This is a genomic window from Acinetobacter sp. ANC 3882 (assembly GCF_022549545.1).
Classification (GTDB): Bacteria; Pseudomonadota; Gammaproteobacteria; order Pseudomonadales; family Moraxellaceae; genus Acinetobacter.
Genome location: NZ_JAKZGB010000004.1, coordinates 73,122 through 86,501, shown reverse-complemented (window position 1 = coordinate 86,501; position 13,380 = coordinate 73,122). Strand labels below are relative to the sequence as shown.

Sequence of the window (13,380 nt, the reverse complement as noted above, 5' to 3'; positions counted from 1 at the left end):
TTTATTTACACAGCTGCTTACGATTTTACATCAGCAGTTTAAGCCAAAAGCTAAAAAAACACCTACAATCTAAACGCTTAAACAGGTTGAATCATAAACTTTGACTTAGCAGTCACTAAGAAATGACCTGCAAAAGCTTGTACCGAACTATAACTTGTTGCACGATTAGCAGTACAAAATGATGCCGTTGGGCATATTTATCATTGACTAAGATTATAACTCTGGTTTAACCAGTATTGAGGAACCCGCTATGCCACAATACAAAGCACCCTTACGTGATATGCAGTTCGTATTGCACGAATTATTAAATGCTGAAGCACATTACGCGAAACTTCCTGCATTTCAAGACACTGTAAGCCGTGAATTGGTTGATCAATATTTAGAAGCAGCGGCTGATTTCTGTGAGAATGAACTTTCTCCGTTAAACCAAGTCGGCGACCGTGAAGGTTGTACTTGGAATGATGGTGTTGTAACGACACCTACAGGCTTTAAAGAAGCGTATCAAAAATATATCGAACTTGGCTTCCCATCTCTTTCTGCTGATGAAGAATTTGGCGGTCAAGCATTACCAAACTCTTTAGGGATCTCAATCTCTGAAATGGTTGGTACAGCAAACTGGTCTTGGGGTATGTACCCTGGTCTATCTCACGGTGCTGTTCGTACTTTAGAACACCATGGTTCTGATGAGCAAAAGAACACTTACTTGCCAAACCTGGTTTCAGGTGTTTGGACAGGTACCATGTGCTTAACTGAATCTCATGCAGGTTCAGACTTGGGTATCATCCGTTCTAAAGCTGAACCAAATGCTGACGGTAGTTACGCGATTTCTGGCGAGAAAATCTTTATCTCTGCTGGTGAACACGACATGGCTGAGAACATCATCCATATCGTACTTGCACGTTTACCAGGTGCACCAAAAGGCACTAAAGGGATTTCTTTATTCATCGTACCTAAATTCCACGTGAATGCTGACGGTTCAGTTGGCGAGCGTAATGCAGTTCGTTGTGGTTCAATCGAACACAAAATGGGTATTCATGGTAACGCAACTTGTGTCATTAACTTTGACCAAGCAAAAGGTTACTTGATCGGACCTGAAAACCGTGGCTTAAACTGCATGTTCACATTCATGAACACAGCACGTATTGGTACAGCGGTTCAAGGTTTATCTGCATCTGAATCTTCTTTCCAAGGCGCTTTGGCGTATGCGAAAGATCGTTTGGCAATGCGTTCTCTTTCTGGTCCTAAAGCACCTGAGAAAGATGCCGATCCAATTATCGTTCACCCTGCTGTTCGTAACATGCTTTTAACGCAAAAATCTTTTGCTGAAGGCGGTCGTGCGTTGGTTTACTTATTGGCTCAATATGCAGATATCGTTGAAAAAGGCGAAACTGAAGAAGAGCGTAAGTTTGCTGACAACATTTTGTCTTTGTTAACGCCAATTGCAAAAGCATTCTTAACTGAAACAGGTTCTGAATCTGCGAAGCACGGTGTACAAGTCTTTGGTGGTCACGGCTTTATTTCTGAACACGGTATGGAGCAAATCGTACGTGATACACGTATCGCTTGCTTATACGAAGGAACAACTGAGATTCAAGCACTTGACTTATTAGGTCGTAAAGTCTTGCAAACTCAAGGTGCAATGTTGAAAGACTTCACCAAAATCATCCACAAATTTGTTGAAGCAAACAAAGACAATGCTGCGATGCAAGAATTCGTTGCACCGTTGGCTGCTGCCAACAAAGAATGGGGCGACATCACCATGCAAATCGGTATGCGTGCGATGCAAAACCCTGATGAAGTTGGTGCAGCTGCGGTTGACTACCTATACTTCTCTGGCTATGTAACGCTTGCTTACTTATGGGCGCGCATGGCACTTGTTGCTCAAGAGAAATTAGCTGAAGGTACAACTGAAGTTGACTTCTACAATGCAAAAGTGACGACTGCTCGCTTCTACTTCAAGAAGATCTTGCCACGTGTTCGTTCGCATGTAGACGTACTTTCAACTGGCGTTGCGCCATTGTTTGAACTCGATGCGGAACACTTCGCTTTCTAAACATAGTTTAGAATGAGATGCAACGTTCATCACAAAAAAAGGACTGGTCAGTTTTGACCGTCCTTTTTTTGTTTAATCAATGCTAAATTTACACTATTCAATTTATTTGTTCGTTTTATTTGATCACTTTGCACATCAAACTGTGCGTAGAAGGGAACGATTATGCCAATTTACAATGCTCCTTTAGCAGACATGAAATTCATCTTAAATGATGTATTTAAAGCAGAACAATTTTGGCAGTCTAATGAGAAACTTGCTCATGTAGATGCTGCAACAGCTGAAGCAATTTTAGAAGAAATGGCAAAGTTTGCCCAAAACGTGACACATCCGTTAAACCGTACGGGTGATGAAGAAGGCGCACGTTGGGAAAATGGCGAAGTTTTCACCCCAGCAGGTTTCAAAGAAGCATTCCGTCAATATGCTGACGGCGGCTGGATCGGCTTAGGTGCAGACGAGGAATGGGGCGGTCAGGCCATGCCGAAAATGCTGACTGTACTGTCTGATGAAATGCTATTCGCGACGAACCCATCATTCATGCTCTACCCGCTTCTTTCTGTGGGTGCAGGTATGGCCTTAAACAGCTATGCATCACAAGAGCAAAAAGAAACTTATTTACCTAAAATCTACTCTGGCGAATGGTCAGGTACCATGTGCTTAACTGAACCACATGCAGGTACAGATTTAGGGATCATCAAGACTAAAGCTGAGCCTAATGAAGATGGTACTTACAACATTACGGGTACGAAAATCTTCATCACTGGTGGTGATAACGATTTAGCTGAGAATATCATTCACTTGGTCCTTGCGAAGACACCAAATGCACCTGCGGGTTCACGTGGTATCTCGTTATTCATCGTACCTAAATTCTTGGTGAATGCAGATGGTTCTTTAGGTGAACGTAACCCAGTTGGCCCAGGTTCTATCGAACACAAGATGGGGATTAAAGCCTCTGCAACTTGCGTGATGAACTTTGATGGTGCGAAAGGTTACCTCGTTGGTAAAGAAAATGAAGGTCTTGCTGCGATGTTCGTAATGATGAACTACGAACGTTTGTCGATGGGTATCCAAGGTCTCGGTGCTTCTGAATTTGCTTATCAAAATGCGGCACAATACGCGACTGACCGTTTACAAGGTCGTAGTGCAGCAGGTGTTCAATCACCAAATAAACCAGCGGACAGCATTTTAGTTCACGGTGATGTACGTCGTATGTTACTTAACGTACGAGCTAATAATGAAGCATCACGTGCATTTGCAGTTTATGTAGGTCAACAACTAGATATCACTAAATTCTCAACTGATGCGGAAGCTGTAAAGCAAGCGAACAACCGTGTTGCGCTATTAACACCTATCGCAAAAGCTTACCTCACTGATACTGCATTCCAAGCAACCTTAGATGCACAAATGGTGTTTGGCGGTCACGGTTATATCCGTGAATGGGGTATGGAACAATGTATCCGCGATCTTCGTATTGCTCAGATTTACGAAGGGACAAATGGCGTTCAGTCTCAAGATTTAATTGGTCGTAAAACGATTAAATGTGGTGGCGCATTCATTGCTGAGTACATCACTGAAATTCGTGACTTTGCCAACGCATTAGATACTGATTTGAACTTCATTAAAGATGCTACCTTAGACGCGGCAACTGAAATTGAAGCAATCACTCAATTCATCATTGAGCAAGCGGCTGAAAACGTAGATTTCCCGAATGCTGCTGCGGTTGATTACTTACATGCCGTTGGTTTACTCAGCTTTGCATATATGTTTGCAAAAATCGCTGCTGCTGCAAAAGACAAATCTGGTGATTTCTACCAGAACAAAGTTGCTTTAGCACAATACTTTGTAGACCGTATCTTGCCTGAATTAGACACGCGTTTAGCGAAAATCAAAGCGGGTTCTGACTTGATCATGAACTTCAGCGAAGATTACTTCACTAATCAAGCTTAATTTAGTTTGCTAATAAAAACTGCCTCAGTCATTTGGTTGAGGCAGTTTTTTTATGGCTATAATAAAACCAGCACAAAACTTGCATAACATTCTAATGATCTTATCGAGAATATAAATCTCTATGTCGAACTCTAAAGAGAAGCTTGAAGGCTTACCTCGTCTACTTGACCGCTTTGGTCACTACGCGGTTGAAGCTTTTCATTACTTAGCCTTGTTTATTATTGGCTGTATGATTGCATGGTCAGCCGTGCATACCGTTATTGAAATTCTGACAGTTAAACAGTACGCCACCATTGATGACATCTTGCTGCTGTTTATCTATTTAGAATTAGGCGCCATGGTCGGGATTTATTTCAAAACCAATCATATGCCAGTGCGCTTTCTGATCTATGTCGCGATTACTGCACTGACCCGTTTACTGATTGCCGATATTCAGCACAATCATAAAGCATCGATGGATTTGGTGATTACCACAGGTTCGATCTTGATTTTAGCGTTTGCGATTCTGGTGGTACGTTTTGCGTCGTGGAACTACCCTTCTGTGATCCGTGGTAAAGATCAGGAACAACAATTGCCTTCCAACAAAACCCCTCGACCACAAGACGATGAGTTAGCATAAACAAAAAAAGCAGGCTGATTGCCTGCTTTTTTATTGCTTCGTTTAAGCCACTCGAAACACACGATATTTAGAATCAACCAGTACATATTTGCCTTGTACCTGCATCCAGTTATAGCCACGAGGTGGTTCATATAAACGGTGGGTACGATAGTTCGAAACCACATAGCGGTTGCTACGGAATTCTGAAGGTAAACGCTCACCACGCTTGAAGTTAATACGTTGACCATAATGATTACCACGATCACCATTGGACCAACGTGGTTGTTCTCGATGATCATAACGGTGGTCATAACGATCATAGCGGTTATCGTAGCGATCTTTATGATCATGATTCCAACGATTTGAATCCGCCATGGCCGAGGCAGATACACCGAGCATAAGGGTTGATACAAGCAATACCACTGTCTTTTTCATTGTTTGATCCTCTGTTTTTCGATCTGAGATCAGATTAAGAAAAACTCTGGGAGAAAGCATGAATAAAACCCGCGACATTGCAAAGCTTTGTAATGAATAGCAAGAAATTATGGAGAACACGCTCCATCCTACTTTGAAAAAAACGATTTCAAATCAGCGAATAATCTCAATAGTAAAATTATCATCGGTCACTAAAAGATAACGTCCATCCACAACTACCCAATGTCGACCACGCGGTGGTTCCCGCAATGAATAATAACCCCAGTCCCGAACCACGTAACGCTCGCTACGGAACTCACCAGGTAATTCATTTCCGACCACAAAAGACTCACGGCGATAGCTACGGTCATATTGAGTCTCTGGATAATATTCGATACGAACGCCAGGTCGATGATTTGGATGTGGGTAATAGTTATTTTGATTCGGCTGGTAATAATAGCCTTTCGGTGGCGCTGTCGGCGTAGAGCGTTGATTAGAGAACGCAAATGGATCTTGTGCGGGTTGCTGATATGTAGGAGAAGTCTGATGATAAGAACGACGCTCTACCCCGCTATAGCCACTCCACGCATTGTCTGCAAATGCCATCACAGGGAGATAACTCAGCATAGCGGTCAAGCCATAGCTATAAAGTTTAGTGTGCTTCATCGAGGTCTCCCAAAATCAGAGTATCTCTTTATTTTAGAATAAAAAATAAACACCACTGTTGTAATAATATTTTTTCAGATTAACTGTCCAATTCCTGAGATAAACTGCATCTACCTGTACCCTTGCCTAGATATGCTAAAATCATTTTTTTGCTTTTGAGACAACATCTGTGGCTGAAATGAATTTTGATCGTCTTTATCAGTTCTTCTGCAAAGTTCCGAGTGTACAAGAAGCGCGAATTGTTGCGCACGGTGCTGATGGTCAACATGCATGGTGGTTTAAATTTAACATTGATGTTGAGCATTCTCTCGCATGGCAAACCGTTCAAGAACTCGGACATGTTCTCAATTATTTATCCACCAACGAACGTTTACCGACCCAATTTTTTCCAGTTTCACCTCCGCCTTATATGAATGGTGAAGCTAAAGACTTTCTGGCATGGGTGATCCAATGCAATCATCCAGAATTTAGTCCAGATGTGGTCTGCGATTGGTTAGAAGCACGTTTGCCAAACCCAGTTGATGATGAAAACCAGTGGAAAATCAAAACAGATTTAACTGAACTTGATCAAATGGCAGATAAAGATTTAGATCAATTGATTCCGCCGAACCCTTAATTTTTTATTGCTGATGTAGCTTTCAACAAGTTGAATACCGAGCAAACACCCTAATTCAGCTTGTTGAAATCACATTCTGATCAAGATAAGTCGTAACCTAAATATTCTTGTGGTGATTCAGAATAAGGTAAAATCAAATAATTATTTTTTAAAATCAGGGCTTTCATTGCCATTTGATGAGATGAGTCTAAAGGATAAATTAAAGCGAGATCCTGAATTAAATCTTCAATTTTATCTGCTTTAAAATCTGATGTTTTGATCCACCCCAATAAAGATGCGCCTAACCCCATAAATTCAAAGCCATAATGCTGCATCTGCTGAATAATGGCAAAGTTTTCAAATGAATCAAAATCACACGAAAAATAACCATTCGGCATCATCGCCAATTTAAGTGCTTCTGTTTCAACAGCGGCAATTTTAACCATAATTTCAGTATTGGTAGCGATCAATAGATTTTGATTGAAATAAAGCAGTGCCTCTAAATCATTCTCATCATAGTGCTGCATTTTTTCAGCAAGGCTTTCAAAGCTTCGCTGATGGTCTAAATGAGTCAGTTGCTGCACATGATGCTGAAACACTAAAGGTGTGACAATATTACTCTCAATTAAATGACTGTCTCGACTGCCAATATCTTCGATTCCTTCAAAATATTGGCTATCATCAAAATAAAGCTGATCACCCAACTGAGCATGCATAGAAGTATATTCTGCTTGTGATCTATCATCTAAAACCAGAAACACTTTTTTAGGATAAACATCCTGTTTAAGAGCGAGATAGCATTCTATGAGTTCCACCCAACTTTGAATTTCAACAATATCTGCATAGTGATTAAATTGATGTATATCTAAATCAATCTGCTCATCCTGTCTGATATTCAGTTTAATTTTCGCCATTGTGTAGAACTCTATATATGCTGAATTAAAAAGTGGATAAACCTGACCATTCCATAAAACGATAGATCCAGTATTTCACTTTCGATTCATCTGCATACTTTGCATAATCAACCGTGATTTGACGTGCATTGGCGTTTGTCCATGCAGAGTTAAAATACTGTCCTGCATCTTTAAACACTTGCGCTTGCGCGGAACCAATCACACGCATATCCGTCTCAAGATTATAGTTTTTCAAATTGCGTGCAGTTAAGTTGGCTGAACCAAGAATAATTTCCGCTTGCTGTGCATTGTATTTGAATATCATTTTGCTATGGCATTGTTCACCACGGGTATCACACCAACGAATTGGAATGCCTGCAGCATTCAACTCTGAAGCCACTTGGCGATTTGGAATACCATTCTTTTTCAGACCAAATGCATCTTTATTCGGGTCAATCATGATCCGGATATTCACACCACGTTGCTGTGCCTGTTTTAAGGCTTCAATGATATTCCGTTCAGACAGATAGAACATCGCCATATCCAAATGTTCTTTGCTCTTCGCAGTCTGAATCATTTTCAGCACAGCATCATAGATCGCTTTTTCAGTCAGTACTTGCACTTGTGGCAGGCTTTTGTCTTCGGCTAGCCCCCCCATAATCACAAATGGGCTTGAACCTTGTGACATATGTGCAACCGCTTGTTCTGTTTGCAACACATCAATTGCGGTTGGCCCATCCACCACCAACGCTACATTGCTATGATGCGAACTACCATCATGTGGATTTGCTGAAGTTACTAAGCTTTTCCAACCTTCGGCAGTATCAACCACCAAGGTTTTACGATGATTGGCCTTAAAGTTAAACAGTTCCAGATAACTTCTTAAGGTAATTTTATCATTGCCAAATGGACTGCTGAGCCAACCACCTTCTGGATTATTGCCCAAGTTCTGACAGCAGATATACCAAAAGCCCGACCAAAGTGGATTAGAAGCACGCAAGGGTTTTAAATCAGTTTCGATGACATCCACACCTGCTTGGCGTAACTGTAGATAATGCTTCGGTGTGAGCCCACCATAAACCGAATTAATTGGATCGGTAATCACCACAATTTCAACGGTTGGATGCAAACGACGCTTCACAATTAATGCATCTGTTAACTCTTGCATCAAAGGAAACTGTTTGACTTTGGACTTGCCCACTTCCTGATTAAACAGGAACATATCCAGCACAATCGTCGTTTGTGCCTGATCAATCAGCTGAAATACTTCTTTGAAAATATGCTGATCAACTTGCTGCTGACCTTGTGCATCGATATAGGTCTGATCTGCTAAAAATTTCACATTGGCATGACGCAATTGCCCAGTAAAATCCAGCCCTTTCGGGAGTGGTTTTACGGTGTGATAGATTGCCGAAGCAATGTATCCAATCACAAAAATACTCAATATGACTGCCATGTAACGTCGACCTGACCAGTTTAATTTTCGATGGATTCGTTGGAAGATACGCATATAAACAAAAAAAGCCCTAGCCTAATGGTTTAAGGCTAGAGCTTATGCTTTGATTTTTCAATAAGATTTAAGTGAAAAATTAGAAGTTAAAATTAACACCAACGGTAAAGTTACGTCCCACTTGCGGAATCGTCGATAAGAACGATGCATGTTGGTAAACTTGATCATCGAGCAAGTTATTGGCATTTAGGAATACACGATAATCTGTAGCCTTACTATATTTACCTGCGTATGCCACACCCAAATTCAGCATGTTATAGCTTTGGGTATCTGTTTCATAAGCAGCAATCTTGTCTTGCTGGAACACATGATAGTATTCAGCCGAACCACTAAAGCCATCGCCAAAGTTGGCATTTACTTTAGTTCCTAGACGACCAGCTGGAACACGTGGTGCATTTTCATTGTCGATTTTGCCACGCACATAGTCACCAAATACTCCAACTTTATAGATGTCCGAGATCTGATAACCCGCCTCTGCTTCAGCACCGTAGAAACGTGCCTGATCTTGGGTATATTTGACCAAACGGAAATCTTTATAACGATCTAAAGTTTGAGCGTAGATATAGTCATCAAACCAGTTGTGATAAACATGGACGTGATAATCAAACTTGTTATTGTCATAATGGAAACCAAGTTCCACATTATTTGACTTCTCTTTCTTCAATTGATCATCACCCAATTCATAAGTGTTGGTCGCGAAATGTCCGCCATTCGCATACAACTCTTGCGCTAATGGTAAACGTTCCTGATGAGAGGTCACGAAAGAGAGCTTATAGTTCGGTGCAAACTCCCAGTTGGCTGCACCAGAAACAGAAAAGGCTGAACCGTCGAAATCTTTTTTAGTTGAATCATCAATATCAATTTTTTGTTGATCAGCACGTGCTGCCAACTCAACATGTACATCATTGAATTGAGCGTGTTCTAAGGCAAAAACACTCCACTTCTTGGTGGTATTTGGTGCCAAGAAGGCTTCTTCACCTGTTAATTCTAATTTTTGTTGACCATATTGCGTTCCAATCACACCTTCCCATGGGCCCAGTGGATTGTGTACCAACTCTAAACGTCCATCATAACCCTTGTTTTTAAAGCGAGTTGCAATGGTATCTTCTTCAATTTCATCATGTTTATAATCGGTATAGCTGGCTTGAGCACGTAGCTTTTTAAAGCCTGCAAATGGATCATTCAATTCTGTACGTACATCATAACGCTCAGATTTTAGATCAATCCAAGGTCCTGCCTCATGTGCGTGATCATGGTCGTGATCGTCATGGCCATGGTCGTGATCGTGATCGTGATCGTGATCGTGATCATCATCATGATCGTGCTCACCACAATGTAGATGTGGACGCCCTGTAAGATGCGCGCTACAGCTTTCATATTCATGGCTATGCCCAGGTAAACCATATTTATCTTGACGATTGCTATACGAGATTCCCGTAAAGCCACGATCGTAAATCCAAGACAAACCGACATTTACCGTTTCACCTTTGGCAAATGTATTACCAACCCGACGTTCCTTCTCACCTTCATGCACATAACCTGGTGCAATATAGTCATTGGCTTCGCGGTTTAAGCCTTCAACACGCAACGCCACTTGGTCACCTAAGGCCACTGTTACTCCAGCCGTAGCCAGCTTCTCATCACTACCCGTGTTGTAACGTAAGCCCACATTGCCTTCATAGCCATTTTCAGGCATTTTCGTTGGGATCTTGCTATCCGTCACATTCACCAAACCACCTACTGTTCCAGCACCAAATAGCAAAGTGGATGGCCCACGAATCACTTCAACCTGTTTAGCCAGTGCAGGATCTACAGTGACCGCATGGTCAGGAGACAATGTAGATACATCAATATTTTCAGAAGAGTTCTGTAAAATTTTAACGCGTGGTCCATCTTGACCACGGATCACAGGGCGGCTAGCGCCCGCACCAAACTGATTGGAATAAATACCAGGTTCGCTACTCAAAGCCTCACCAATGGTGACTGCCCCTTGTTGCAGACGTTTTTCATCTACAACCGTATCTGCAACCGCAAAGTCTTTTGATGTTTGCTCTAGTGGATGCGCTTTAATTCGTATGGTATCTAAAGTTGCAACTTGTTCATTTTCTGTTGCAAAAGTAGATACAGATACAACAGCTAAAATAGATAAAGTCAAAATATTCTGTGGAAATGACATATCGTGTCTCGAATCAGTCGATCGTTATTTTTGTTATATTATAACATTTCATTTATTTTGCAATAAAAAACAGTGCAACAATGAACATTTACTACACTACTTCTCCATGATTCAATGAATGGTGTACCTAACCATGATCATACTAGGTACAATAGATATTTTATAAAACAGATACTATCTCAAGATATTTCAACATCCTCTTCCTTGATTTTTCACTAATTAGTCCCTATTTTTCAATATGATAAAGCTCATTAGACTAGCTGTTATAAAAAAGAATATATAAGTCACATGAGGGAAAAATAAATAATATTCGGTTAACCCACTCAAAAGAAATGAAAATACAAATAAGAATCCAGCGAGTGCCAAATTTCTAACCAATTCATTTTTGCTAAAAAATTGAGAGAAGAAAAATATAAGTGGCGTAAACAATGAAATAATCAGACCAATCAAACCAATCAAACCATTAGCGGCGAGATCTTGAAAGAAAATATTATGTTTATGCTGAAAGCAACTAGGTAAAATTCCTTGTTCTGCTAAATGACATTGTTCTTGCTCCACACCATAAACACCAACGCCTATGACAGGTTGTTGTTGAAATAGTTCAATCGCATTGCGCCACATTACCAGTCTAGAACCTGTACTATTATTATAACTATGGTTTTCGATATGTGCCTTATCATTTTGAAAATCTTCAAAACGATTAAATACTGGTGAATTTGGAATAATGGCATTGACAGTCAAAAAAATTAAAAGCAGCGCCCCGCTAAACAGTAGTTTTTTCTTCTGAGTTTTATAATAAAATAGAGTTAAAAATAACAATAAAAATGGAACAATTAACCACGTCCCTCTTGAGCCGTGTAGTATAAAAACAAATAAAGTCAACAGACTTATAGTGGTTAGCAAATATGAGGAAGCTGATTTAAAATAGAATGAAACAACTAAGGTAAAAATACTTAAAGAAACAAAAACAATATCATACGAGATAATCGGGTTATAAAAATCTGCCAACAACCCACGGTGAAAATCAAGTTGAAACCCAATAACCCAACTATAGATTAGCAGAAAACTAATAACAATATATAAAACATTGAAAAAATGCTTAGTTTTAAAACCAGAATAACGATATAGAGTTGGTAAAAAACAAAAAGGAATGACCCATAGATACTGATTAACAATATTTTTATATGTTCGAGAAGGACCTCCTTGAGGAATAACATCCAACCGATCAAATAGATAATAACTTAAACTAAAAGTGAGAAAACTGATCAAACAGAAGACTATTAAGGGTATATTTATGATTATTTGTTTATTTTTAAAAAAAACATAGGCAAACATTAGAGCATAAACAATTGAAACATACCAGACTCTAAATTTCTCATTAAAAATATAATAGAAAAATAAAATCAATATTGTCAATGAAATAAGTTTTGCAGATTTATTTTCACCAATAAAATTTAAATTATACCCCATTACAAAAATAAAACCTCATCAACATTTACAAACGTTTAAATAATAAAAATGGACTTTTTCCATTTTTATTATTTAAACAAAAATATACTTCCAATACAACACAGCTAAACAAATGATAATCACTCCCATTTACAAATCCTGTTATATATTCCCACTACATTCGCGTAAGATCCTATTATCTATATTACTTTTCTTATTATGCCCTTCACTCTTTCACATGCCGTACTTGCCCCACCTTTGTCTAAATTAAGTCAAGGACATTTGCCTGTTGCAGCCTTGGCAATTGGCTGTATGACACCTGATCTTTATCGATTATTTACCCAAGAAAATATCGCGTTAACGCACCAATGGTCCGGTATCTTATTTCCCAATCTGCCTATTGGCCTGTGCTTTTGCTTATTGTGGTATTTCATTTATCGCCCTGTCAGCTATCGTTGCCTTGAGATTAAAGATCCTTTAAATATCCACTCACTGGATAATTTTATTTCGTTCAGTTTTCTGAGTTGTCTGGCACTTATCCTTGGGATCAGTACACATTTGATCTGGGATGGACTCACCCATCTTGATTTTCGAAGTTTTGCTTTTAAAGAGATTCTGGCTCAGAACATTTCACTGCTGGGTTTTAGTTATCCACTCCATTTTATATTACAGATCGGGTCATCCATTGTTGCTTTGCCTTTTCTCATCAGAATGTGCTGGCATTATTATAAGCATCATAAACATAGCCAACCTGTTCCATCTAGACTGAAGAAATTTGCACTGATCAGTATCATCTTCTCCATCTTATATGGGCTTTTTTCAGTTTTCGACTATAACCGTCATATCAGTGCTGAACTTTGGAACAGTGAACGCTATTTTTTTATTGGCAAATCGATCAATGAATTTACACAAGCAGGCTTAACCATCTTTACCATGGCTTGTCTAATATTCTTGTTTTTAGATCGAACAGCTGATCTAAAATAGTTTTAACCAAAAGCGTCTGTTTAAAATTCGCTTGAAAGCATTAAGACTTGAGACTCTACGTTCAACAAGGCATAATCTCCCCTTCATTGGTGGTGCGC

At 39.7% G+C, this 13,380-nt stretch carries 11 protein-coding genes; 5 read left to right on the top strand and 6 right to left on the bottom strand.

Annotated elements, in window-relative coordinates; genetic code table 11:
• Nucleotides 1-250: 250 nt before the first annotated feature.
• The 3 genes from MMO42_RS09675 (at nucleotide 251) to MMO42_RS09665 (ending at nucleotide 4,616) form a co-directional block, all read left to right on the top strand.
• Entirely contained in the window at nucleotides 251-2,053 is a 1,803-nt protein-coding gene (locus MMO42_RS09675; protein ID WP_241320368.1) for an acyl-CoA dehydrogenase C-terminal domain-containing protein, read from the top strand.
• A 162-nt stretch (nucleotides 2,054-2,215) separates the two neighbouring features.
• Entirely contained in the window at nucleotides 2,216-3,997 is a 1,782-nt protein-coding gene (locus tag MMO42_RS09670; RefSeq protein WP_241320367.1) for an acyl-CoA dehydrogenase C-terminal domain-containing protein, read from the top strand.
• Nucleotides 3,998-4,118: 121 nt separating this feature from the next.
• Entirely contained in the window at nucleotides 4,119-4,616 is a 498-nt protein-coding gene (locus tag MMO42_RS09665) for a phosphate-starvation-inducible PsiE family protein (RefSeq protein WP_005296737.1), read from the top strand.
• A gap of 42 nt (nucleotides 4,617-4,658) precedes the next feature.
• Here the strand turns inward: MMO42_RS09665 and MMO42_RS09660 are convergent, their stop codons facing one another.
• Together MMO42_RS09660 and MMO42_RS09655 are read right to left on the bottom strand one after the other, a co-directional pair.
• Nucleotides 4,659-5,030, bottom strand: coding sequence for an RcnB family protein (locus tag MMO42_RS09660; protein WP_016660161.1), 372 nt, complete (start codon nucleotides 5,028-5,030; stop codon nucleotides 4,659-4,661).
• Nucleotides 5,031-5,183: 153 nt separating this feature from the next.
• A complete protein-coding gene (locus MMO42_RS09655) occupies nucleotides 5,184-5,675 on the bottom strand; it encodes an RcnB family protein (RefSeq protein WP_241320366.1) in 492 nt (163 codons plus the stop codon).
• Nucleotides 5,676-5,844: 169 nt separating this feature from the next.
• Between MMO42_RS09655 and MMO42_RS09650 the strand changes: the two genes are divergently transcribed.
• Entirely contained in the window at nucleotides 5,845-6,291 is a 447-nt protein-coding gene (locus MMO42_RS09650; RefSeq protein ID WP_241320365.1) for a hypothetical protein, read from the top strand.
• A gap of 80 nt (nucleotides 6,292-6,371) precedes the next feature.
• On the opposite strand, the gene MMO42_RS09645 is transcribed toward MMO42_RS09650, so the two are convergent.
• The 4 genes from MMO42_RS09645 to MMO42_RS09630 all read right to left on the bottom strand — a co-directional run bounded on the left by MMO42_RS09645 (nucleotide 6,372) and on the right by MMO42_RS09630 (nucleotide 12,319).
• On the bottom strand, nucleotides 6,372-7,184 hold the full coding sequence (locus MMO42_RS09645; RefSeq protein ID WP_241320364.1) for a hypothetical protein: 813 nt from the start codon (nucleotides 7,182-7,184) through the stop codon (nucleotides 6,372-6,374).
• Between the two features lie 25 nt (nucleotides 7,185-7,209).
• A complete protein-coding gene (locus tag MMO42_RS09640; protein ID WP_241320363.1) occupies nucleotides 7,210-8,673 on the bottom strand; it encodes a phospholipase D family protein in 1,464 nt (487 codons plus the stop codon).
• A 79-nt stretch (nucleotides 8,674-8,752) separates the two neighbouring features.
• Nucleotides 8,753-10,849: a zinc piracy TonB-dependent receptor ZnuD gene (znuD, locus tag MMO42_RS09635; RefSeq protein ID WP_241320362.1), complete on the bottom strand. Its 2,097-nt coding sequence runs from the start codon at nucleotides 10,847-10,849 to the stop codon at nucleotides 8,753-8,755.
• A 219-nt stretch (nucleotides 10,850-11,068) separates the two neighbouring features.
• Nucleotides 11,069-12,319: an O-antigen ligase family protein gene (locus tag MMO42_RS09630; protein WP_241320361.1), complete on the bottom strand. Its 1,251-nt coding sequence runs from the start codon at nucleotides 12,317-12,319 to the stop codon at nucleotides 11,069-11,071.
• A 198-nt stretch (nucleotides 12,320-12,517) separates the two neighbouring features.
• Here MMO42_RS09630 and MMO42_RS09625 point away from each other — a divergent pair, with 198 nt between their 5' ends.
• On the top strand, nucleotides 12,518-13,282 hold the full coding sequence (locus MMO42_RS09625; protein ID WP_241320360.1) for a DUF4184 family protein: 765 nt from the start codon (nucleotides 12,518-12,520) through the stop codon (nucleotides 13,280-13,282).
• Nucleotides 13,283-13,380: the final 98 nt, after the last annotated feature.

What these genes read in the sequence shown, in the direction of transcription:
- MMO42_RS09675 (WP_241320368.1), top strand. Translation starts at nt 251, where the DNA reads ATGCCACAATACAAAGCACCCTTACGTGATATGCAGTTCGTATTGCAC.
- MMO42_RS09670 (WP_241320367.1), top strand. Translation starts at nt 2,216, where the DNA reads ATGCCAATTTACAATGCTCCTTTAGCAGACATGAAATTCATCTTAAAT.
- MMO42_RS09665 (WP_005296737.1), top strand. Translation starts at nt 4,119, where the DNA reads ATGTCGAACTCTAAAGAGAAGCTTGAAGGCTTACCTCGTCTACTTGAC.
- MMO42_RS09660 (WP_016660161.1), bottom strand. Translation starts at nt 5,030, where the DNA reads ATGAAAAAGACAGTGGTATTGCTTGTATCAACCCTTATGCTCGGTGTA.
- MMO42_RS09655 (WP_241320366.1), bottom strand. Translation starts at nt 5,675, where the DNA reads ATGAAGCACACTAAACTTTATAGCTATGGCTTGACCGCTATGCTGAGT.
- MMO42_RS09645 (WP_241320364.1), bottom strand. Translation starts at nt 7,184, where the DNA reads ATGGCGAAAATTAAACTGAATATCAGACAGGATGAGCAGATTGATTTA.
- MMO42_RS09640 (WP_241320363.1), bottom strand. Translation starts at nt 8,673, where the DNA reads ATGCGTATCTTCCAACGAATCCATCGAAAATTAAACTGGTCAGGTCGA.
- znuD (WP_241320362.1), bottom strand. Translation starts at nt 10,849, where the DNA reads ATGTCATTTCCACAGAATATTTTGACTTTATCTATTTTAGCTGTTGTA.
- MMO42_RS09630 (WP_241320361.1), bottom strand. Translation starts at nt 12,319, where the DNA reads ATGGGGTATAATTTAAATTTTATTGGTGAAAATAAATCTGCAAAACTT.
- MMO42_RS09625 (WP_241320360.1), top strand. Translation starts at nt 12,518, where the DNA reads ATGCCCTTCACTCTTTCACATGCCGTACTTGCCCCACCTTTGTCTAAA.